Below are 21374 nucleotides of genomic sequence, written 5' to 3' on the forward strand. Positions count from 1 at the left end.
TGCGCCATTCTGACGCAACGCGCACCAAAAGCGGGCATTTTTTGCGCCATCGTTGACATCATTAACAACCATCGATCAAATCACTTAACAACAGGCGGTAAGCAAAGCGAAATTCTGCTACCATCCACGCACTCTTTATCTGAATAAATGGCAGCGACTATGAAATTTGTCTCTTTTAATATCAACGGCCTGCGCGCCAGACCTCACCAGCTTGAAGCCATCGTCGAAAAGCACCAACCGGATGTGATTGGCCTGCAGGAGACAAAAGTTCATGACGATATGTTTCCGCTCGAAGAGGTGGCGAAGCTCGGCTACAACGTGTTTTATCACGGGCAGAAAGGCCATTATGGCGTGGCGCTGCTGACCAAAGAGACGCCGATTGCCGTGCGTCGCGGCTTTCCCGGTGACGACGAAGAGGCGCAACGGCGGATTATTATGGCGGAAATCCCCTCACCGCTGGGCAATGTCACCGTGATCAACGGTTACTTCCCGCAGGGTGAAAGCCGCGACCATCCGATAAAATTCCCTGCGAAGGCGCAGTTTTATCAGAATCTGCAAAACTACCTGGAAACCGAACTCAAGCGTGAAAATCCGGTGCTGATTATGGGCGATATGAATATCAGTCCTGGCGACCTGGATATTGGCATTGGCGAAGAGAACCGTAAGCGCTGGCTGCGTACCGGAAAATGCTCTTTCCTTCCGGAAGAACGCGAATGGATGGAGAGACTGATGAGCTGGGGGTTGGTCGATACCTTCCGCCATGCGAATCCGCAAACAGCCGATCGTTTCTCATGGTTTGATTACCGCTCAAAAGGTTTTGACGATAATCGCGGTCTGCGTATCGACCTGCTTCTCGCCAGCCAACCGCTGGCAGAATGTTGCGTAGAAACCGGCATCGACTATGAAATCCGCAGCATGGAAAAACCGTCCGATCACGCCCCCGTCTGGGCGACCTTCCGCCGCTAATTTAGCTGTTCTCCTGGCTCAAACTGGGTCAGGAGAATTAACCTTGAGAAAAATCAACAAACTGTCAGTAATGATTTGTTGCCTGCCGCCCTTTATTATACCGTCACTGCGTTTTTAGTTGTCTGACCACTTCTCTATTATCAAGTTTGATATAGGAAACTCCACGATGAACGCTGAGCGTAAATTTCTTTTTGCCTGTCTTATTTTTGCGCTGCTCATTTACGCTATCCACGCTTTCGGTTTATTCGATCTGCTCACCGATTTACCTCACTTACAAACACTCATCCGCCAGAGCGGATTGTTCGGTTATAGCCTCTATATTTTGTTATTCATCATTGCCACCCTCTTTCTGTTACCAGGAAGCATACTGGTGATCGCTGGAGGAATAGTTTTTGGCCCGTTCTTAGGGACACTACTCTCATTAATTGCCGCCACGCTGGCCTCCTCGTGCTCATTCCTGCTGGCGCGCTGGCTGGGGCGTGATTTACTGCTGAAATATGTGGGCCATAGCCATACTTTTAAGGCCATTGAAAAAGGCATTGCGCGTAACGGTATTAATTTTCTTATTCTGACCCGCTTAATCCCGTTGTTTCCTTACAATATTCAAAATTACGCTTACGGATTAACCACAATCGCCTTCTGGCCTTATACCCTTATTTCAGCACTCACGACTCTGCCCGGTATTGTTATTTATACCGTGATGGCAAGCGATCTCGCCAATGAAGGCATTACGCTGCGCTTTATTTTACAACTCTGTCTGGCGGGCCTGGCGCTGTTTATTCTCGTCCAGCTCGCAAAACTCTACGCCCGACACAAACATGTGGATCTGTCTGCTTCTCGCCGCAGCCCACTTACTCACCCAAAAAATGAAGGATAGAACGATGTTGCAACATTATTCAGTGTCATGGAAAAAAGGACTGACTGCACTCTGCTTACTGGCTGTTGCTGGGCTTAGCGGCTGCGATCAAAAAGAGAATGCGGCGGCAAAAGTGGAATACGACGGACTTTCGAACAGCCAACCGCTGCGTGTCGATGCCAATAACCATACGGTAACCATGCTGGTGCAAATTAATGGTCGTTTCCTCACCGACGACACTCGTCACGGTATTGTGTTTAAAGATGGCTCCAACGGACATAAATCGCTGTTTATGGGTTATGCGACCCCGAAAGCATTTTATGAAGCCCTGAAAGAGGCAGGTGGTACACCGGGCGAAAACATGACGATGGATAATAAAGAAACGACTCATGTCACAGGCAGCAAACTGGAAATTTCGGTCAACTGGCAAGGGGCGGCAAAAGCGTATTCCTTCGATGAAGTGATTGTTGACAGTAATGGCAAGAAACTGGACATGCGCTTTGGCGGTAATTTAACGGCAGCAGAAGAGAAGAAAACGGGCTGCCTGGTGTGTCTGGATAGCTGCCCGGTCGGCATCGTCAGCAATGCAACATACACTTATGGTGCGGTTGAAAAACGCGGTGAAGTTAAATTTAAAGGCAATGCCTCGGTTCTCCCGGCGGATAACACGCTGGCAACGGTTACCTTTAAAATCACCGAATAAAGCCAGGATAAAGGATGATGAAGATGCAATCGCGAAAAATCTGGTACTACCGTATAACCCTCATCATCCTGTTGTTCGCTATGCTGCTGGCATGGGCGCTGCTTCCCGGCGTCCATGAGTTTATCAATCGCAGCGTTGCGGCGTTTGCCGCCGTGGACCAACAGGGTATAGAACGCTTTATTCAGTCTTACGGCGCACTAGCGGCAGTTGTCTCGTTCTTGTTGATGATTTTACAGGCCATTGCTGCACCGCTACCTGCGTTTTTGATCACCTTTGCCAATGCGTCGCTGTTTGGCGCGTTCTGGGGCGGCTTACTGTCGTGGACCAGTTCGATGGCCGGCGCGGCGCTGTGCTTTTTTATCGCCAGAGTGATGGGCCGCGAAGTGGTGGAAAAATTAACCGGCAAAACCGTACTTGACAGTATGGACGGCTTTTTCACTCGCTACGGCAAACACACCATCCTGGTATGTCGGTTATTGCCTTTTGTCCCTTTCGATCCAATCAGCTATGCTGCCGGTTTGACTTCAATACGTTTTCGCTCGTTTTTTATCGCCACCGGGCTTGGTCAGTTACCGGCAACTATTGTTTATTCCTGGGCGGGCAGCATGTTAACAGGCGGTACTTTCTGGTTTGTCACCGGACTGTTTATTCTGTTTGCCCTGACCGTGGTGATTTTTATGGCGAAGAAAATATGGCTTGAGCGCCAGAAGAGGAATGCCTGATGGGTTTACCGCCGCTTAGCAAAATTCCTTTCATTTTACGTCCGCAGGCGTGGCTGCATCGTCGCCATTACGGCGAGGTGCTAAGCCCCATTCGCTGGTGGGGGCGGATCCCGTTTATCTTTTATCTGGTGTCGATGTTTGTCGGCTGGCTGGAGCGCAAACGCTCACCGCTCGATCCGGTAGTGCGATCGCTTGTCAGCGCGCGCATTGCGCAAATGTGCCTGTGTGAGTTTTGCGTGGATATCACCAGTATGAAAGTCGCCGAGCGTACCGGCAGCACCGATAAACTGCTGGCAGTGGCTGACTGGCGGCAAAGCCCGCTCTTTAGCGATGAAGAACGGCTGGCGCTGGAGTACGCCGAAGCCGCAAGCGTCACACCGCCAACGGTCGATGATGCCCTGCGTACCCGACTGGCTACCCATTTTGACGCTCAGGCACTCACCGAACTGACGGCATTGATCGGCCTGCAAAATCTGTCAGCCCGTTTTAATTCTGCCATGGACATTCCCGCTCAGGGGCTGTGCCGTATTCCTGAAAAACGTTCTTAAGGAGAGATGATGCGCCATTGTGGGTGGTTGCTGGGATTGTTATCGCTGTTTTCTTTGGCAACACATGCCAGTGACTGGCAGGAAATAAAAAATGAGGCCAAAGGACAAACCGTCTGGTTTAACGCCTGGGGCGGCGATACCGCAATTAACCGCTATCTCGACTGGGTTAGCGGCGAGATGAAAACCTATTACGCTATAAACCTGAAGATTGTTCGTCTGGCGGATGCCGCAGACGCGGTAAAGCGCATTCAGACCGAAGCTGTTGCCGGACGTAAAACGGGCGGCTCGGTGGATCTGCTCTGGGTGAACGGCGAAAACTTCCGCACCTTAAAAGAGGCCAATTTATTACAAACGGGCTGGGCGGAGACTCTGCCCAACTGGCGCTATGTCGACACACAGCTGCCGGTGCGGGAAGATTTTTCAGTGCCTACAGAAGGGGCTGAATCGCCCTGGGGGGGCGCGCAACTGACGTTTATCGCCCGCCGCGATGTTACGCCGCAGCCACCACAAACGCCGCAAGCCTTACTGGAGTTTGCTAAAGCCAATCCCGGCACGGTTACCTATCCGCGCCCACCGGACTTTACCGGCACGGCGTTTCTTGAACAGTTGCTGATTATGCTAACGCCAGATCCCACAGCATTAAAAGAAGCGCCGGACGATGCGACTTTCGCCCGCGTCACTGCGCCCTTGTGGCAATATCTTGATGCACTGCATCCGTATTTGTGGCGCGAAGGAAAGGATTTCCCGCCTTCGCCCGCGCGGATGGATGCTCTGCTGAAAGCTAACACATTGCGCCTGTCGCTGACCTTTAACCCTGCACATGCGCAGCAAAAAATCGCCAGCGGCGATTTGCCTGCAAGCAGTTACAGTTTTGGTTTTCGCGAGGGGATGATTGGCAACGTCCATTTCCTCACCATTCCTGCCAACGCGAATGCCAGTGCTGCGGCGAAGGTAGTTGCCAATTTCTTGCTCTCACCCGATGCGCAACTGCGTAAAGCAGATCCCGCTGTCTGGGGCGATCCTTCTGTTCTCGATCCGCAAAAACTGCCTGACGGGCAGCGCGAAACATTGCAATCGAGAATGCCGCAGGATCTGCCGCCGGTACTGGCTGAACCGCACGCAGGTTGGGTAAATGCGCTGGAACAAGAATGGCTACACCGTTACGGTACGCATTAATCTTTTTGCTGTGGGCGATGGTGGCGGTGATTTATGCACCGCTGATCCCGGCAACTCTCACGCTGATATCGCCTGCTTTGTCGTTGACACACTGGCAGGCGTTATTTGCCGATCCACAGTTACCGCAGGCATTACTGGCAACGCTGGTGTCGACAACCATCGCGGCGGTCGGGGCGTTGTTGATTGCCTTGCTGGTGATTGTGGCGCTGTGGCCTGGGCCGAAATGGCAGCGTATGTGCGCCCGTCTGCCGTGGCTGCTCGCCATTCCCCATGTGGCTTTTGCCTCCAGCGCCCTTCTGCTCTTTGCTGACGGAGGGCTGCTTTATGACTATTTCCCATATTTCACTCCGCCAATGGACAAATTGGGTATTGGGCTGGGCCTCACCCTGGCGGTGAAAGAAAGCGCATTTCTGCTGTGGATCTTAGCGGCAGTATTGAGCGAAAAACGGCTGTTGCAGCAACTCATTGTGCTGGATTCGCTGGGCTACAGCCGCTGGCAATGCCTGAACTGGCTGTTGTTGCCCTCCGTCGCACCTGCACTGGCAATGGCGATGCTGGCGATTGTCGCCTGGTCGCTGTCGGTCGTGGATGTGGCGATTATTCTTGGGCCAGGTAATCCCCCGACGCTGGCGGTAATTAGCTGGCAGTGGTTAACTCAGGGCGACGCCGATCAACAAACGAAAGGCGCACTCGCCAGCCTGCTGCTGCTGCTGTTACTCGCCGCCTACGTTTTGCTGGGCTATCTGCTATGGCGTAACTGGCGGCGTACTATTCCCCGCGTAGATGGCGTTCGTAAGCCTGCCACACCTTTACTACCAGGCATTACGCTGGCGATTTTTTTACCCTTGACCGGTGTGCTGTGTGTGGTTCTGCTGGCGATCCTCGCGGATCAGTCGACGATCAATAGTGAAGCGCTCATCAACAGCCTGACAATGGGGCTGGTGGCGACATTCATCGCTTTGCTCCTGTTACTGCTGTGGCTGGAATGGGGGCTACAACGCCGCCGGTTGTGGCTATGGTTGCCCATTTTATTACCCGCTCTGCCACTGGTGGCGGGCCAGTACACGCTGGCGCTATGGCTGAACCTGGATGGAAGCTGGACGGCGGTGGTCTGGGGGCATCTGCTGTGGGTAGTGCCGTGGATGCTGTTTATCCTGCAACCCGCCTGGCAGCGCATTGATTCACGGTTAATTTTGATTGCGCAAACACTGGGCTGGTCGCGGTCCAAAATCTTCTTTTACGTGAAATGTCCGCTTATGCTACGCCCTACGCTGATTGCCTTCGCGGTGGGATTTTCAGTCAGTATTGCGCAGTTTATGCCGACGCTGTGGCTGGGCGCGGGGCGTTTTCCGACGCTCACCACTGAGGCGGTGGCATTAAGCAGCGGCGGCAGCAACGGTATTCTTGCCGCCCAGGCTTTATGGCAACTGCTATTACCGCTTATTATTTTTGCCCTGACCGCGTTAGTCGCAAAATGGGTAGGTTATGTCAGACAAGGACTCCGCTAATGCTCTGCGTGAAAGATGTTTCGCTACGTTTACCAGAAAGCCGCTTGCTGACAAACGTTAACTTTACGGTGGATAAAGGTGACATTGTCACGTTAATGGGGCCGTCTGGCTGTGGAAAATCCACTCTGTTTTCATGGATGATTGGTGCGCTGGCCGGACAGTTTTCTTGTACAGGGGAGCTATGGCTTAATGAGCAACGGATTGACATGCTACCCACCGCACAGCGTCAGATTGGCATTCTTTTCCAGGATGCACTGTTATTTGATCAGTTCAGCGTCGGGCAAAATTTACTGCTGGCGCTACCGGCGACACTTAAGGGTAATGCCCGACGTAATGCCGTGAATGATGCACTTGAGCGTTCAGGCCTTGACGGAGCTTTCCATCAGGATCCTGCCACTTTGTCTGGCGGTCAGCGAGCGCGCGTTGCTCTGCTACGCGCCCTTCTCGCTCAGCCAAAAGCGTTGCTACTGGATGAGCCATTCAGCCGTCTTGATGTGGCCCTGCGCGATAATTTTCGCCATTGGGTGTTCAGCGAAGTTCGCGCCCAGGCGATCCCCGTCGTTCAGGTAACGCACGATCTCCAGGATGTTCCTGCTGATAGTTCTGTTCTGGATATGGCGCAGTGGTCAGAAAATTACAACAAACTGCGATAACGCAAAGTTTTTCTCAATGCGTCAGTTCAGAATGGCGCACTCAAAACTACAATGTCGGGATTTTCGATGAAACGTGTTTCTCAAATGACCGCGCTGGCAATGGCTTTAGGGCTGGCTTGCGCTTCTTCGTGGGCCGCTGAACTGGCGAAGCCTCTTACACTTGACCAGCTTCAACAACAAAATGGCAAAGCGATAGATACTCGCCCCAGCGCGTTTTATAACGGCTGGCCACAAACCTTAAATGGCCCTTCTGGTCATGAACCTGCCGCCTTAAACCTCTCTGCCAGCTGGCTCGACAAAATGAGCACCGAACAGCTCAACGCGTGGATCAAGCAACATAACCTGAAAGCCGATGCTCCGGTGGCGCTGTACGGTAATGACAAAGATGTCGACGCCGTCAAAACGCGACTGCAAAAAGCAGGTTTTACGCATATCTCCATTCTGAGTGACGCGCTAAGCGAACCTTCCCGTCTGCAAAAACTGCCGCATTTTGAGCAGCTGGTTTATCCGCAATGGCTGCACGACCTGCAACAAGGTAAAGAGGTTACGGCGAAACCTGCCGGTGACTGGAAAGTCATTGAAGCGGCCTGGGGCGCTCCTAAGCTTTACCTTATCAGCCATATTCCCGGCGCTGACTACATCGATACCAACGAAGTGGAAAGCGAACCGCTGTGGAACAAAGTTTCTGATGAACAACTGAAAGCGATGCTGGCAAAACACGGCATTCGCCATGACACCACGGTCATTCTGTACGGGCGTGACGTATACGCTGCAGCGCGTGTGGCACAAATTATGCTCTACGCTGGCGTGAAAGATGTCCGCCTGCTGGACGGCGGCTGGCAAACCTGGTCCGACGCGGGACTGCCCGTTGAGCGCGGAACGCCACCGAAAGTGAAAACGGAACCGGATTTCGGCGTGAAGATCCCGGCACAACCGCAACTGATGCTTGATATGGAACAGGCGCGTGGACTGCTGCATCGCCAGGACGCCTCGCTGGTGAGTATTCGTTCGTGGCCGGAGTTTATCGGTACGACCAGTGGTTACAGCTATATTAAACCAAAAGGTGAAATAGCCGGAGCACGTTGGGGACACGCTGGTAGCGACTCGACGCATATGGAAGATTTCCATAACCCGGATGGCACCATGCGCAGCGCCGATGATATTACGGCTATGTGGAAAGCATGGAATATCAGACCAGATCAGCAAGTTTCATTCTACTGCGGCACCGGCTGGCGCGCGTCCGAAACCTTTATGTACGCACGAGCAATGGGCTGGAATAACGTCTCCGTTTACGACGGCGGCTGGTACGAATGGAGCAGCGATCCAAAAAATCCGGTAGCAACCGGTGAACGCGGCCCGGACAGCAGCAAATAACATTGCAATTACTGACGCTGGAGCGACTTCAGCGTCAGATACCCACTCCACACCCGCGTAAAGGTCGTCATCCAGCACAACGCACCAAATACCCACGCAAACCACGGAAAACAGGCCGGAAAGAGGCAACTCAGAACAAACAGCAAAATCGTCTCGCTGCCTTCGGTTAACCCGCCCAGATAATAAAACGATTTATGCGCATAACCAGGATTATCAATCTGATGTTTCGCCGCCAGCGCAGCAAAAGCGAGAAAACTGCTGCCCGTGCCGATAAACGCAAACAGCAGCCAGCCGCCTGCCAGCGCATTTTGCTCCGGTGCAGCAAGAATAAAACCAAACGGCACCAGCGCGTAAAAGAGAAAATCGAGAGAAATATCGAGAAAGCCGCCCGCGTCGGTAAGCCCTCTGCGCCGCGCCAGCGCACCGTCCAGACCATCAAGCAGCCTGTTCAACAAAATGGCGACTAGCGCCGCCAGATACCAGCCCAGCGCCAGAAAAGGCAGTGCCAGCACGCCGATGGCAAATCCCACTAATGTTAAACCATCTGGCGTAATGCCCGGTTTATCAAGAACCCGCACGCACTGATGCAACAACGGTTTAATCCGGGGATGAAGATGGCGGTCTAGCACAGGCACTCCTTAAATATAAAGCCTTTCTGATTGAGCAACAGTGCGGATATTATGGCATTTTTCGCTTATCTGCCCGTGTGTAATTTATGAAAATGATTGAAGTTGTTGCCGCCATCATCGAACGTGATGGCAAAATTTTACTCGCGCAACGCCCCGCCCATAGCGATCAGGCGGGATTATGGGAGTTTGCCGGTGGTAAAGTCGAGCCGGATGAAAGCCAGCGGCAGGCGCTGGTGCGTGAGTTACGCGAAGAACTGGGCATCGAAGCAGCTGTGGGTGAATATGTTGCCAGCCATCAGCGAGAAGTTTCGGGGCGGATTATCCATCTTCATGCCTGGCACGTACCCGACTTCCACGGGACGTTACAGGCACATGAACATCAGGCGCTGGTCTGGTGCTCACCTGAAGAGGCGCTGCAATATCCGCTGGCCCCTGCTGACATTCCACTATTAGAGGCGTTTATGGCTTTACGCGCCGCCAGACCAGCGGATTAGTGCTAAGGGTTTTGTCATCACGCTGGCATTGCAGCAGTATTCCTTCGGCTTTAATTACCGCCCCTTCAGAATAATTTTGATCCTGATAAACGCAGCACTGAGTACAGGGCTGCGCTGACTGCCCGCCTGAACTGAACACTTCTGGCGGTACGTTTACCTCCACGTCCGGATGATAATGCGGGTTAGCCAGTGCAATTAATGGAAATGCTAATACTACGGCGAACAATGCTCGACTCACAGGGAACTCCTTAACGTTATTGTCTCTGCTACTGATAACGGTAGCCGGGTGGCAAAACTTTAGCGTCTGAGTTATCGCATTTGGTTATGAGATTACTCTCGTTATTAATTTGCTTTCCTGGGTCATTTTTTTCTTGCTTACCGTCACATTCTTGATGGTATAGTCGAAAACTGCAAAAGCACATGACATAAACAACATAAGCACAATCGTATTAATATATAAGGGTTTTATATCTATGGATCAGACATATTCTCTGGAGTCATTCCTCAACCATGTCCAAAAGCGCGACCCGAATCAAACCGAGTTCGCGCAAGCCGTTCGTGAAGTAATGACCACACTCTGGCCTTTTCTTGAACAAAATCCAAAATATCGCCAGATGTCATTACTGGAGCGTCTGGTTGAACCGGAGCGCGTGATCCAGTTTCGCGTGGTATGGGTTGATGATCGCAACCAGGTACAGGTCAACCGTGCATGGCGTGTGCAGTTCAGTTCTGCCATCGGCCCGTACAAAGGCGGTATGCGCTTCCATCCGTCAGTTAACCTTTCCATTCTCAAATTCCTCGGCTTCGAACAAACCTTCAAAAATGCCCTGACTACTCTGCCGATGGGCGGTGGTAAAGGCGGCAGCGATTTCGATCCGAAAGGAAAAAGCGAAGGTGAAGTGATGCGTTTTTGCCAGGCGCTGATGACTGAACTGTATCGCCACCTGGGCGCGGATACCGACGTTCCGGCAGGTGATATCGGGGTTGGTGGTCGTGAAGTCGGCTTTATGGCGGGGATGATGAAAAAGCTCTCCAACAATACCGCCTGCGTCTTCACCGGTAAGGGCCTTTCATTTGGCGGCAGTCTTATTCGCCCGGAAGCTACCGGATACGGTCTGGTTTATTTCACAGAAGCAATGCTAAAACGCCACGGTATGGGTTTTGAAGGAATGCGCGTTTCCGTTTCTGGCTCCGGCAACGTCGCCCAGTACGCTATCGAAAAAGCGATGGAATTTGGTGCTCGTGTGATCACTGCGTCAGACTCCAGTGGCACTGTAGTTGATGAAAGCGGATTCACGAAAGAGAAACTGGCACGTCTTATCGAAATCAAAGCCAGCCGCGATGGTCGAGTGGCAGATTACGCCAAAGAATTTGGTCTGGTCTATCTCGAAGGCCAACAACCGTGGTCTGTACCGGTTGATATCGCCCTGCCTTGCGCCACCCAGAACGAACTGGATGTTGACGCCGCGCATCAGCTTATCGCCAATGGCGTTAAAGCCGTCGCCGAAGGGGCAAATATGCCGACCACCATCGAAGCGACTGAACTGTTCCAACAGGCAGGCGTACTGTTTGCACCGGGTAAAGCGGCTAATGCTGGCGGTGTAGCAACATCGGGCCTGGAAATGGCGCAAAACGCTGCGCGCCTGGGCTGGAAAGCCGAGAAAGTTGACGCACGTTTGCATCACATCATGCTGGATATCCACCATGCCTGTGTTGAGCATGGTGGTGAAGGTGAGCAAACCAACTACGTGCAGGGCGCGAACATTGCCGGTTTTGTGAAGGTTGCGGATGCGATGTTAAGCCAGGGCGTGATTTAAGACAATTGTGCCGGATACAGCGCAAACGCCTTATCCGGCCATAAAAATCTTCAGTATCAGATGGTTGAAAGAACCTTTATATTATCACTCCATTGCCCGCCTCTTCTGATGACGGGCTTTTTTTCGGCGCTCTCTTGCGTGGCGAATCCTTTTTCTTCCCTTCTCCACCGCCGGGAGCCATTATTCCCCGAAACTGCCTTACCGACGTGCGCTTTGCCTGATCAATCAACTGGTACAATGTCCCCACCAGCGGCTGCATAAAGTCCTGATAGCGACACTGCTTTTCACTGATTTGCGTCAGCACCGATTCCCAGTGCGCGGTCATGTCCGGTCGCGTCGCCATTTCTGGCAGCGAATGGAATAGCGCTTTTCCGGCGTCGGTGGAGTGGATATAGCGCCCTTTTTTGGTCAGGAAACCACGCTTGAACAACAGTTCAATAATCCCGGCACGGGTTGCTTCTGTCCCCAGACCATCGGTCGCACGAAGGATCTTTTTCAGATCTTTGTCCTGCACAAAGCGTGCGATCCCGGTCATCGCCGAAAGCAGTGTTGCATCGGTAAAATGGCGCGGCGGCTGGGTTTGCCGCTCTACCACTTCACCTTTTTCGCACAACAATTCATCGCCTTTCGCCACCACAGGCAGCGGCATGCCGTCGTTTTCTTCATCGCGCTCTTTGCTGCCTAACAGCGTGCGCCAGCCTGCTTCAGCAAGAAAACGGGCTTTAGCGACAAATTTGCCTTTGGCAATGTCCAGTTCGATAACACACTTGCGGAACACCGCATCCGGGCAGAACTGCATCAAGTACTGACGGGCAATCAGGTTATAGACCTTCGCTTCGTTCTCCGTCAGGTTGATCGCAGAACTCCGTGCGGTCGGAATGATGGCGTGGTGCGCATCGACCTTTTTGTCATCCCAACAGCGGTTGCGTATATCTGGATCTACCACTGGCTGCGGCAACAGATCCGGTGCATGAACGCTGATAGCATTCATCACCGCGTGGCGTCCGGCAAAATGTTCTTCTGGCAAATAGCGGCAATCGGAACGCGGATAAGTGATTAGCTTGTGCGTTTCGTACAGCTTCTGGCAGATATCAAGCACGTTCTGCGCGCTCAGACCAAAACGTTTAGCCGCTTCAATCTGCAACGCCGAAAGCGAAAAAGGAAGCGGCGCGGATTCTGATTCCCGTTTATCGTTATAGCTGGTGACAATAGCTGGTTGACCACTAATGCGGTTAACCACATGCTCCGCCAGTGGACGATGTAACAAGCGCCCTTCTTCATCCTGGTACGGTTCACACGCTTCGCTCGGTTGCCAGATAGCGGTAAACCGCTCATCGGCAGGTGTCACGATATGTGCTTTGACTTCAAAGAAATCTTTCGCCACGAAGTTTTCAATCTCTTCGTCGCGGCGCACCACCAGTCCGAGTACGGGCGTCTGCACGCGTCCCACGGAAAGTACGCCCTGATAACCGGCATTGCGACCGAGAATGGTGTAAGCGCGGGTCATATTGATGCCGTACAGCCAGTCAGCTCGGGCTCGCGCCAGTGCAGAAACGCACAGCGGTACAAACTCGCTATTGGAGCGAAGACGATCGATCGCCCGCTCAACCGCCTGCGGGTTCAGGTCGTTTATCAAACAACGCTGTACCTGCTGGCGCTTTTCCGGTGCCAGTTGCAGGTAGTCCAGCACTTCATCCACCAGCAGTTGCCCTTCGCGATCCGGGTCTCCGGCGTGAACGATTTCGCTGGCTTCATGCAGGAAGCGTTTGATGACATTAAGTTGTTTAGTCACGGAGGGTCGGGGCTGTAATTGCCACTTTTCCGGGACAATTGGCAAATCCGCAAGATTCCAGCGCGCATAGCGGCTGTCGTAGGCGTCTGGCTGCGCCTGCTCAAGCAGGTGACCGATACACCAGGTCACCACCTGACCATTACCGCACTCGATAAAGCCATCGCCTTTCCGGTGCGGTTTAGGCAGGACATCAGCAATGGCGCGCGCCAGACTCGGTTTTTCGGCAATAAACAACCGCATTGAATTAACGGATCTCAACCATGGCACGACCGCCGCGCGCTGGCACCAGTTTGCCAATCGCCGTCAGTTCAATGCCAAACTCGGCGGCTGTAGCTTTGACCTCATTTTCTGCTTCCGGAATGACCGCCAGCAGCAAACCGCCAGAAGTTTGCGGATCGCACAGCAGATCGCGCACTTCACGCGGCATTTCACCCATCAGATGACCGTAGCTGGCAAAGTTACGTTCGGTGCCGCCAGGCACTGCGCCCAACTTAATGTACTCTTCAACCCCAGGCAATTTCGGGATCGCGTCATAGTCGACGCGCGCCTGCACACCTGCGCCCTGACACATTTCGCTTAAATGCCCCAGCAAACCAAAACCCGTAACGTCTGTCATCGCTTTTACGCCTTCGATGTTGGCAAAGGACGCGCCTGCGATGTTCATCCGGCACATCACTTCCGTCGCCAATCCCTGATGTTCTGGTTTAAGCAGTGATTTTTTCTCAGCCGTGGTAAGAACGCCAATCCCCAGCGGTTTCGTCAGGAACAGTTTGCATCCGGCTTGTGCGGTACTGTTTTTCTTCACCCGCTCGGTCGGTACGATCCCCGTTACCGCCAGACCAAAAATCGGCTCCGGCGCATCGATGGAGTGACCGCCAGCCAGCGCAATACCCGCCTGACGGCATGCATAGCGTCCACCTTCGGTCACTTCGCGGGCAATTTCCGGGGAAAGTTTGTTAATCGGCCAGCCGAGGATCGCAATCGCCATAATCGGTTTGCCGCCCATTGCGAAGATATCGCTGATGGCGTTAGTCGCCGCAATGCGGCCAAAATCGAAAGGATTATCAACGATCGGCATAAAGAAGTCGGTGGTACTGATAACGCTGGTGCCATTGCCCAGATCGTACACCGCCGCATCGTCGCGGGTTTCATTACCCACAAGCAAATTCGGATCAACAAACTTCGCCTGCTCACTGTGCAGGATGGTTTCCAACACTTTTGGGGAAATTTTACAGCCGCAACCAGCGCCGTGGCTGTATTGGGTCAAACGAATCGAGTTCTCGCTCATGGACATCTCCTGTCAATGCAATCCGGGTATGGTAACCCTCATTCCATGAAGTGATAAGTGAGAGTGTCTGAATTCCTGCGCCTTTGCTCACAATCCAGACAGTTTCGCGACAATTATCAGAAATAAGTCACAAACGGCGTCGGGTCCGGGACGTTTATCGACGTAGATGCTTTCAACTGCGGCGTACCGAGGTAGAGAAAACCGACAATTTTATCCTGCTCACGGCAACCGAATGCTTCACGCACTACCGGACTTTCAGTTAATGCACCACTGCGCCAGATGCCGCCAAACCCCTGGGCAACTGCTGCCATTTGCATCGCCATGACCGCGCATCCCGCAGACATTTCCTGTTCCCAGCGCGGGACTTTATGATTCTCTTCGCATTTTGCCACCACCGTTATGATGAGCGGTGCGCGGAACGGCGCATTACGCGCTTTGTCGATGGCTTTGTTATCACTACCGGCAGCAATCGCCCCCTGCTCCAGTACGGCGCTGAAACGCTCGCGCCCTTCCCCTTCAATCACAAAGAAATGCCACGGTTGCATGGACTTATGGTCCGGCGCACGCATACCCGCACGCAGGATGTTTTGCAGTTGTTCACCCGTTGGCGCGGGTTCAGCCAGGCGGGAGGCGCTACGGCGATTGATCAATAGTTCGAGTGCATCCATTTGATTAACTCCTGTCATGATATTTATTCACAAAATTAACACGAGAGTGGATTTTGTTACAGCCCAGTCCGCAATTCCTGCTGACAAGTGCCGGTTGGGTCATTACGATAACCACATCTATTGCGCCTGAAAAAGGTGTGACCTTAAGTTGGGAGAATACATGCGAACCCTTTGGCGATTTATTGCCGGATTTTTTAAATGGACGTGGCGTCTGCTGAATTTCGTCCGTGAAATGGTACTTAACCTGTTCTTTATTTTTCTCGTGCTGGTTGGTGTGGGGATCTGGATGCAGGTCAGTGGTGGTGATTCGAAAGAAACGGCCAGTCGTGGCGCACTGCTGCTGGACATTTCTGGTGTGATCGTCGATAAACCCGACAGTTCTCAGCGGTTTAGTAAATTAAGCCGCCAGCTGCTTGGTGCCAGTTCCGATCGTCTGCAGGAAAACTCACTGTTTGATATCGTCAACACCATTCGCCAGGCGAAGGACGACCGCAATATCACCGGTATCGTGATGGATCTGAAAAACTTCGCAGGCGGCGACCAGCCGTCTATGCAGTACATCGGCAAAGCCCTGAAAGAGTTTCGTGACAGCGGGAAACCGGTTTATGCCGTTGGCGAGAACTACAGCCAGGGGCAATATTATCTCGCCAGTTTCGCCAATAAAATTTGGCTGTCACCGCAAGGCGTGGTGGATCTGCACGGTTTTGCCACCAACGGTCTGTACTACAAATCGTTACTGGATAAGCTGAAAGTTTCCACCCATGTGTTCCGCGTGGGTACGTATAAATCTGCCGTTGAACCGTTTATTCGTGATGATATGTCACCGGCAGCCCGCGAAGCTGACAGCCGCTGGATTGGTGAGCTGTGGCAAAACTATCTGAATACTGTTGCCGCTAACCGGCAGATCCCTGCTCAGCAGGTATTCCCTGGCGCGCAAGGGTTGCTTGAGGGTTTAACCAAAACCGGTGGCGATACCGCGAAATATGCGCTGGAAAACAAGCTGGTCGATGCACTGGCATCGAGTGCCGAAATCGAAAAAGCTCTGACCAAAGAGTTCGGCTGGAGTAAGACTGATAAAAATTATCGCGCCATCAGTTATTACGATTACGCATTGAAAACGCCGGCAGATACCGGTGACAGCATCGGAGTCGTCTTCGCTAATGGCGCAATTATGGATGGCGAGGAAACTCAGGGGAATGTTGGCGGTGATACCACTGCGGCACAAATCCGCGACGCTCGCCTTGACCCGAAAGTGAAAGCGATTGTTCTGCGTGTTAATAGTCCCGGCGGCAGCGTTACTGCGTCTGAAGTGATTCGCGCTGAACTGGCAGCAGCCCGGGCAGCGGGTAAGCCTGTGGTTGTGTCGATGGGCGGTATGGCGGCATCTGGTGGTTACTGGATTTCCACACCAGCTAATTACATTGTGGCTAACCCCAGCACCCTGACCGGTTCTATCGGTATCTTCGGCGTGATCACCACCGTAGAAAATAGTCTGGATTCGATTGGTGTTCATACTGATGGTGTCTCAACTTCACCGCTGGCGGATGTTTCTATCACCAGGGCACTGCCGCCGGAAGCACAGCAGATGATGCAGTTAAGCATTGAGAATGGCTATAAACGCTTTATCACGCTGGTTGCTGATGCGCGTCATTCAACGCCAGAGCAGATTGATAAAATCGCCCAGGGCCACGTCTGGACCGGCCAGGATGCAAAAGCTAACGGGCTGGTCGATAGTCTCGGGGATTTCGATGATGCGGTCGCCAAAGCAGCAGAGCTGGCAAAAGTGAAACAGTGGCATCTGGAATACTACGTTGATGAACCGACCTTCTTCGACAAAGTGATGGACAACATGTCTGGTTCTGTCCGGGCAATGTTGCCAGATGCGTTCCAGGCCATGTTACCTGCACCGCTGGCCTCGGTAGCCTCTACCGTTAAAAGTGAAAACGACAAGCTGGCCGCGTTTAACGACCCACAAAACCGTTATGCGTTTTGCCTGACCTGCGCCAACGTGCGTTAAGTCATGTACTAAGTGGCCGACAGATCGTCGGCCACATTACTTTTTACGTCGACGAATCCTCTTCCCGCTGTCTCGCCCCATATTTCCTTATCCGCATAGTATCAGGTGCGCTCCCCCTGCCTCACGTATATACTTTTGCTCTTTCGATATCATTCATATCAATATCATGCAAAAGAAATCAATTTACGTCGCCTACACGGGCGGGACCATCGGGATGCAGCGTTCCGAGCAGGGTTATATTCCGGTGTCAGGTCATCTACAGCGCCAACTGGCGCTGATGCCGGAATTCCATCGCCCGGAGATGCCAGATTTCACCATTCATGAATATACGCCGCTGATGGACTCTTCAGATATGACGCCAGAAGACTGGCAGCATATTGCTGAAGATATTAAAGCGCATTATGACGACTATGATGGTTTTGTCATTCTGCACGGCACCGACACGATGGCGTATACCGCCTCTGCACTGTCGTTCATGCTCGAGAATCTCGGTAAACCGGTTATTGTGACAGGGTCACAAATCCCGCTAGCTGAGTTACGCTCTGACGGACAAATTAATCTGCTGAATGCGTTGTACGTTGCGGCGAATTATCCTATCAACGAAGTAACTCTCTTTTTTAATAATCGACTTTATCGTGGCAACCGTACCACCAAAGCCCATGCCGATGGTTTTGATGCGTTTGCCTCTCCAAACCTTCCTCCGTTACTGGAAGCAGGTATCCATATTCGTCGTTTGAATACGCCACCCGCCCCGCACGGTGAAGGGGAATTGATCGTTCATCCAATCACCCCACAACCGATTGGCGTAGTGACGATTTATCCGGGGATTTCTGCTGACGTCGTGCGCAATTTTCTGCGCCAACCGGTGAAAGCATTGATTCTGCGCTCATATGGCGTGGGTAATGCGCCACAAAACAAAGCCTTCCTGCAAGAATTACAAGAAGCCAGCGATCGCGGAATTGTGGTAGTCAACCTGACACAATGTATGTCCGGTAAAGTGAACATGGGGGGTTATGCCACCGGTAACGCCCTCGCCCATGCCGGCGTCATTGGCGGTGCAGATATGACTGTAGAAGCCACACTAACCAAACTGCATTACCTGCTTAGCCAGGAACTGGATACTGAAACCATTCGCAAGGCCATGAGCCAAAACCTGCGTGGCGAACTGACGCCGGATGATTAAGGAGACTGCAATGCCCCCTCGCGCCCTGTTACTGGTCGATTTACAAAATGATTTCTGTGCTGGTGGCGCGCTCGCCGTGCCGGAAGGTGACAGTACGGTGGATGTCGCTAACCGCCTGATTGACTGGTGCCAGTCGCGCGGTGAAGCGGTTATCGCCAGTCAGGACTGGCATCCGGCGAATCACGGCAGTTTTGCCAGTCAGCACGGTGTAGAGCCTTATACGCCAGGCCAACTCGACGGTTTGCCACAAACCTTCTGGCCCGATCACTGTGTGCAGAACAGTGAAGGTGCACAATTACATCCGTTACTGAAGCAAAAAGCGATCGCAGCGGTGTTCCATAAAGGCGAAAATCCTTTAGTTGACAGTTACAGTGCCTTTTTTGATAACGGCCGTCGGCAGAAAACTGCGCTCGATGACTGGTTACGCGATCATGAAATCGATGAATTGATCATTATGGGCCTGGCTACTGACTATTGCGTGAAGTTTACCGTGCTGGACGCGTTACAGTTAGGCTATAAGGTGAACGTGATTACCGATGGTTGTCGTGGCGTAAATATCCAGCCACAGGACAGTGCGCACGCGTTTATGGAAATGTCAGCAGCTGGGGCAACGCTATATACGCTGGCAGACTGGGAAGAAACGCAGGAGTAATTTTACGCTGGCCTACAATTCTGTACTGGCATTGTAGGCCAGATAAAACACGTCAGTGGTACATCTGGCAATTGATGCCATCAACGAAAGATTTAATTCACCTCAGAAATCTCTTCCAGCGACACCTTCCGCGTTTCGATGCCAAAAATGGAGAGAACCAGCGCACAGAGCACTAACATGACACCAAGCACCATAAACACCGTAATCGACCCATAATGTGTTAATAATGCCGCAACGCCATAGGGCGTGAAGACTGCGACGATCCGTCCGACGGCATTAACGAAACCCGAACCACGCAGGCGTAAATGCGTTGGCCAAAGTTCCGGGATATAAACCGCCGACGCGAAGCACACATACATGTATAAAAAGAAGATCATCACCAGGCCATAGATTAAAATCGCCCACTCTGTAGTTTGAATTGAATAGATATAGCCTAACACAGCAATAATAATAAGTAAGGCAGAGCCAAATAATCGACGAGGAAAATGATCAATAATTAATGCCGCAATAAATATCCCTACCGGAGCGCCAATCATAATAACAGCGGTCATTAATATTGATTTATCAACATCAATGCCGGAGTTAACAAATATGGTCGGTATCCATACGGTGATGGTATAAAGCGAAATGTTCATTGCAATTAACACAGTAATCGCGACTAATGTACGTCGTAACATTTCCCCTTTAAACAGGAGCCAGAAGGTACCCTTGATTACCTTAACCTTGCTGTTGCTCTGGTTCAAAGTAAGCGGGGGTAAACGAATACTCTTCTCTCTTTCAATTTGCTGCTCTACTTCACGAAGTTGGCTTTCTGCACCTGCGATTTGCCCTTTCCCTGCCAGCCATCGTGGCGACTCAATAAAGTATTTACCTGAGAGAAACCAGGCTAACAGTATGCCAATACCGCCCAGCAGAAACATTATCCGCCAACTAAAAAAAGCGATAACCACCACGCCTATCGCCGCAGACAGCATGGGCGACCAGTTACCAACAAATGAGAGCCGCGCGGACCATTTTCCACGCACCGTCGCGGGGATAAACTCCGTAAATGAGGCATAGCCAACCATAATCAGCGCCCCCATTCCTGTGCCCATCAGGAAGCGAAAGAAGATGAGCCAGTACATATCAGGGACAAAAGCGGCCCCTGTTGCCGCAATACCGACGATGAGAAGATTTATGCGAAAAGCCCTGCGCCGCCCAAAATAATCACCGATGAACCCACCGGTAAGAGAGCCGATGAAATAACCAAACATTAATGCCGAGGTAAAGGCGGCATTGAGGAAATTATTTGACCATCCATTGCTTACCAGCTTTGCTAAAACAACATTGCCTGAATAACTCAAAAAACCCGTTAATAACAGACTAAAGCTTATAATACCAAATATACGATAATGAAACCGGGCCAAAGGCAAGCGGTCCAGTCTTGCGCCAATTTGATCATATTGTTCCATTAGGTGCCTCGGATTTGCTAAAAAGGTAGCAATTGCGGCAAATTCACTTGCCGCATCTTTATCATCATTTTATTTCCAGGCGCAGGAACAAATAATATTGACAACGTGTGCTAAAATTACCACACCAGCTGGATATTATTGTCTTTGCAAAATGCTATCCACTCTGCACCCGGTGATTTATCAGTTATTATGTAATTAATATGACTAAAGTCAGCTAACTGGACAAAAGCTTTGCGATCAAACTTAGAGTGATCAACCAATAACGCAACTTCTGTCGCCTGACGGATCATTGTCTTTTTGATTTCAGCTTCCGCTTCGTTAGAGTCCAGCGCGCCGCTGTTAATATCAAGACCTTTACAACTCATTACCATGATATCGACATGGTAGCGGCTGATGATCTCTTTAGTAATTCTTCCTTGCAGGGAAAGTGTATTTTTGTTTAGTTCCCCACCCGTTGAAACGACTTTAATTTCTGACTGAGCCAGAACATGAATCGCTTCCGCCGAGTTGGTTAGCAACGTCAGGTCACTACGGTCCTGTAACAATTTGAGCAATTCCATTACGGTACTACTGGAATCGGCTGCCATGGTGGTTTTATTGTCGACAAAGGGTAGTGCCTTGCGTGCAATAAGCTGCTTCTCTTCATAAAACGATGAAGCGCGCTTATAAAAATGGATATTCTCCGTCAACATCGCTGTATTTAAAACAGCACCACCATAGGTTCTGGTCAAAAAGCCTTCATCTTCCAGCTTCTCAAGATCGCGGCGAATGGTTTCTTCGGTTACCTGAAAAATCCCACTCAAATTTGAGACTGTCACCTTTTTATCGTTGGCAACCATTTGCTTAATTGCCTGAATCCTGTCTTTTGCCGCCACGA

At 51.7% G+C, this 21374-nt stretch carries 21 protein-coding genes; 14 read left to right on the forward strand and 7 right to left on the reverse strand.

Features of this window, described 5'->3' with window-relative positions; translation table 11 throughout:
- Positions 1 to 159 precede the first annotated feature (159 nt).
- The 9 genes from xthA to ynjE all read left to right on the forward strand — a co-directional run bounded on the left by xthA (position 160) and on the right by ynjE (position 8506).
- Positions 160 to 966 carry an exodeoxyribonuclease III gene (gene xthA / locus ACJHWR_RS01135; protein WP_000673927.1) on the forward strand — a complete coding sequence of 269 codons (807 nt, stop codon included), beginning with the start codon at positions 160 to 162 and terminating at the stop codon, positions 964 to 966.
- Between the two features lie 166 nt (positions 967 to 1132).
- Complete coding sequence (locus ACJHWR_RS01140) at positions 1133 to 1843, forward strand: TVP38/TMEM64 family protein (protein WP_012311952.1); 711 nt, start codon at positions 1133 to 1135, stop codon at positions 1841 to 1843.
- A gap of 4 nt (positions 1844 to 1847) precedes the next feature.
- On the forward strand, positions 1848 to 2525 hold the full coding sequence (gene ydjY, locus ACJHWR_RS01145) for a lipoprotein YdjY (RefSeq protein WP_000939223.1): 678 nt from the start codon (positions 1848 to 1850) through the stop codon (positions 2523 to 2525).
- Between the two features lie 14 nt (positions 2526 to 2539).
- Entirely contained in the window at positions 2540 to 3247 is a 708-nt protein-coding gene (locus ACJHWR_RS01150; protein ID WP_000977128.1) for a TVP38/TMEM64 family protein, read from the forward strand.
- The gene (locus tag ACJHWR_RS01155) at positions 3247 to 3795 is read left to right on the forward strand and encodes a carboxymuconolactone decarboxylase family protein (RefSeq protein WP_000524084.1); all 549 of its coding nucleotides are present in this window, start codon (positions 3247 to 3249) and stop codon (positions 3793 to 3795) included. Before ACJHWR_RS01150 ends, ACJHWR_RS01155 begins: the two co-directional genes overlap by 1 nt.
- A gap of 9 nt (positions 3796 to 3804) precedes the next feature.
- The gene (locus tag ACJHWR_RS01160) at positions 3805 to 4971 is read left to right on the forward strand and encodes an ABC transporter substrate-binding protein (protein ID WP_001215370.1); all 1167 of its coding nucleotides are present in this window, start codon (positions 3805 to 3807) and stop codon (positions 4969 to 4971) included.
- Entirely contained in the window at positions 4944 to 6479 is a 1536-nt protein-coding gene (locus tag ACJHWR_RS01165; RefSeq protein WP_000224999.1) for an ABC transporter permease subunit, read from the forward strand. Before ACJHWR_RS01160 ends, ACJHWR_RS01165 begins: the two co-directional genes overlap by 28 nt.
- Positions 6479 to 7132, forward strand: a complete 654-nt coding sequence (locus tag ACJHWR_RS01170; RefSeq protein ID WP_012311831.1) for an ATP-binding cassette domain-containing protein — start codon at positions 6479 to 6481, stop codon at positions 7130 to 7132. The genes ACJHWR_RS01165 and ACJHWR_RS01170 overlap by 1 nt, the downstream gene beginning before the upstream one ends.
- Positions 7133 to 7198: 66 nt before the next feature.
- Positions 7199 to 8506 (forward strand): thiosulfate sulfurtransferase YnjE, encoded by a 1308-nt coding sequence (ynjE, locus tag ACJHWR_RS01175; protein ID WP_012311983.1) that lies wholly within the window; start codon positions 7199 to 7201, stop codon positions 8504 to 8506.
- An 8-nt stretch (positions 8507 to 8514) separates the two neighbouring features.
- Here the strand turns inward: ynjE and ACJHWR_RS01180 are convergent, their stop codons facing one another.
- Positions 8515 to 9135, reverse strand: a complete 621-nt coding sequence (locus tag ACJHWR_RS01180; protein ID WP_001296118.1) for a CDP-alcohol phosphatidyltransferase family protein — start codon at positions 9133 to 9135, stop codon at positions 8515 to 8517.
- An 86-nt stretch (positions 9136 to 9221) separates the two neighbouring features.
- Here ACJHWR_RS01180 and nudG point away from each other — a divergent pair, with 86 nt between their 5' ends.
- The gene (gene nudG, locus ACJHWR_RS01185) at positions 9222 to 9629 is read left to right on the forward strand and encodes a CTP pyrophosphohydrolase (protein WP_000781866.1); all 408 of its coding nucleotides are present in this window, start codon (positions 9222 to 9224) and stop codon (positions 9627 to 9629) included.
- Here the strand turns inward: nudG and ACJHWR_RS01190 are convergent.
- Positions 9595 to 9867: a YnjH family protein gene (locus ACJHWR_RS01190; protein ID WP_000085229.1), complete on the reverse strand. Its 273-nt coding sequence runs from the start codon at positions 9865 to 9867 to the stop codon at positions 9595 to 9597. The two genes, nudG and ACJHWR_RS01190, sit on opposite strands and share 35 nt — an antisense overlap.
- Positions 9868 to 10102: 235 nt before the next feature.
- Between ACJHWR_RS01190 and gdhA the strand changes: the two genes are divergently transcribed.
- Positions 10103 to 11446, forward strand: coding sequence for an NADP-specific glutamate dehydrogenase (gdhA, locus tag ACJHWR_RS01195; RefSeq protein WP_000373044.1), 1344 nt, complete (start codon positions 10103 to 10105; stop codon positions 11444 to 11446).
- A 76-nt stretch (positions 11447 to 11522) separates the two neighbouring features.
- Here gdhA and topB read toward each other — a convergent pair whose 3' ends face one another.
- The 3 genes from topB to ACJHWR_RS01210 all read right to left on the reverse strand — a co-directional run bounded on the left by topB (position 11523) and on the right by ACJHWR_RS01210 (position 15194).
- Positions 11523 to 13478, reverse strand: coding sequence for a DNA topoisomerase III (gene topB / locus ACJHWR_RS01200; RefSeq protein ID WP_001235798.1), 1956 nt, complete (start codon positions 13476 to 13478; stop codon positions 11523 to 11525).
- A 4-nt stretch (positions 13479 to 13482) separates the two neighbouring features.
- Positions 13483 to 14526, reverse strand: coding sequence for a selenide, water dikinase SelD (gene selD, locus ACJHWR_RS01205; RefSeq protein ID WP_233336579.1), 1044 nt, complete (start codon positions 14524 to 14526; stop codon positions 13483 to 13485).
- Positions 14527 to 14642: 116 nt separating this feature from the next.
- Positions 14643 to 15194 carry an NAD(P)H nitroreductase gene (locus tag ACJHWR_RS01210; RefSeq protein ID WP_000339292.1) on the reverse strand — a complete coding sequence of 184 codons (552 nt, stop codon included), beginning with the start codon at positions 15192 to 15194 and terminating at the stop codon, positions 14643 to 14645.
- Positions 15195 to 15354: 160 nt separating this feature from the next.
- Here ACJHWR_RS01210 and sppA point away from each other — a divergent pair, with 160 nt between their 5' ends.
- The 3 genes from sppA to pncA all read left to right on the forward strand — a co-directional run bounded on the left by sppA (position 15355) and on the right by pncA (position 19046).
- Entirely contained in the window at positions 15355 to 17211 is a 1857-nt protein-coding gene (gene sppA, locus ACJHWR_RS01215; protein ID WP_001259823.1) for a signal peptide peptidase SppA, read from the forward strand.
- A 166-nt stretch (positions 17212 to 17377) separates the two neighbouring features.
- Entirely contained in the window at positions 17378 to 18394 is a 1017-nt protein-coding gene (gene ansA / locus ACJHWR_RS01220; RefSeq protein ID WP_001170162.1) for an asparaginase, read from the forward strand.
- A 10-nt stretch (positions 18395 to 18404) separates the two neighbouring features.
- The gene (pncA, locus tag ACJHWR_RS01225) at positions 18405 to 19046 is read left to right on the forward strand and encodes a bifunctional nicotinamidase/pyrazinamidase (protein ID WP_001135070.1); all 642 of its coding nucleotides are present in this window, start codon (positions 18405 to 18407) and stop codon (positions 19044 to 19046) included.
- Positions 19047 to 19138: 92 nt separating this feature from the next.
- Here the strand turns inward: pncA and ACJHWR_RS01230 are convergent, their stop codons facing one another.
- Both ACJHWR_RS01230 and ACJHWR_RS01235 read right to left on the reverse strand, forming a co-directional pair.
- On the reverse strand, positions 19139 to 20497 hold the full coding sequence (locus ACJHWR_RS01230) for an MFS transporter (RefSeq protein WP_000438809.1): 1359 nt from the start codon (positions 20495 to 20497) through the stop codon (positions 19139 to 19141).
- 116 nt (positions 20498 to 20613) lie between these two features.
- Complete coding sequence (locus tag ACJHWR_RS01235) at positions 20614 to 21372, reverse strand: DeoR/GlpR family DNA-binding transcription regulator (RefSeq protein ID WP_000719098.1); 759 nt, start codon at positions 21370 to 21372, stop codon at positions 20614 to 20616.
- Between the last annotated feature and the right edge of the window lie 2 nt (positions 21373 to 21374).

This window comes from Escherichia sp. WS568, assembly GCF_046486085.1.
Classification (GTDB): Bacteria; Pseudomonadota; Gammaproteobacteria; order Enterobacterales; family Enterobacteriaceae; genus Escherichia; species Escherichia coli.

Bases quoted from the DNA above. Each gene is read 5' to 3' on its own strand.
- xthA (WP_000673927.1), top strand. From the start codon at position 160: ATGAAATTTGTCTCTTTTAATATCAACGGCCTGCGCGCCAGACCTCAC.
- ACJHWR_RS01140 (WP_012311952.1), top strand. From the start codon at position 1,133: ATGAACGCTGAGCGTAAATTTCTTTTTGCCTGTCTTATTTTTGCGCTG.
- ydjY (WP_000939223.1), top strand. From the start codon at position 1,848: ATGTTGCAACATTATTCAGTGTCATGGAAAAAAGGACTGACTGCACTC.
- ACJHWR_RS01150 (WP_000977128.1), top strand. From the start codon at position 2,540: ATGATGAAGATGCAATCGCGAAAAATCTGGTACTACCGTATAACCCTC.
- ACJHWR_RS01155 (WP_000524084.1), top strand. From the start codon at position 3,247: ATGGGTTTACCGCCGCTTAGCAAAATTCCTTTCATTTTACGTCCGCAG.
- ACJHWR_RS01160 (WP_001215370.1), top strand. From the start codon at position 3,805: ATGCGCCATTGTGGGTGGTTGCTGGGATTGTTATCGCTGTTTTCTTTG.
- ACJHWR_RS01165 (WP_000224999.1), top strand. From the start codon at position 4,944: ATGGCTACACCGTTACGGTACGCATTAATCTTTTTGCTGTGGGCGATG.
- ACJHWR_RS01170 (WP_012311831.1), top strand. From the start codon at position 6,479: ATGCTCTGCGTGAAAGATGTTTCGCTACGTTTACCAGAAAGCCGCTTG.
- ynjE (WP_012311983.1), top strand. From the start codon at position 7,199: ATGAAACGTGTTTCTCAAATGACCGCGCTGGCAATGGCTTTAGGGCTG.
- nudG (WP_000781866.1), top strand. From the start codon at position 9,222: ATGAAAATGATTGAAGTTGTTGCCGCCATCATCGAACGTGATGGCAAA.
- gdhA (WP_000373044.1), top strand. From the start codon at position 10,103: ATGGATCAGACATATTCTCTGGAGTCATTCCTCAACCATGTCCAAAAG.
- topB (WP_001235798.1), bottom strand. From the start codon at position 13,478: ATGCGGTTGTTTATTGCCGAAAAACCGAGTCTGGCGCGCGCCATTGCT.
- selD (WP_233336579.1), bottom strand. From the start codon at position 14,526: ATGAGCGAGAACTCGATTCGTTTGACCCAATACAGCCACGGCGCTGGT.
- ACJHWR_RS01210 (WP_000339292.1), bottom strand. From the start codon at position 15,194: ATGGATGCACTCGAACTATTGATCAATCGCCGTAGCGCCTCCCGCCTG.
- sppA (WP_001259823.1), top strand. From the start codon at position 15,355: ATGCGAACCCTTTGGCGATTTATTGCCGGATTTTTTAAATGGACGTGG.
- ansA (WP_001170162.1), top strand. From the start codon at position 17,378: ATGCAAAAGAAATCAATTTACGTCGCCTACACGGGCGGGACCATCGGG.
- pncA (WP_001135070.1), top strand. From the start codon at position 18,405: ATGCCCCCTCGCGCCCTGTTACTGGTCGATTTACAAAATGATTTCTGT.
- ACJHWR_RS01230 (WP_000438809.1), bottom strand. From the start codon at position 20,497: ATGGAACAATATGATCAAATTGGCGCAAGACTGGACCGCTTGCCTTTG.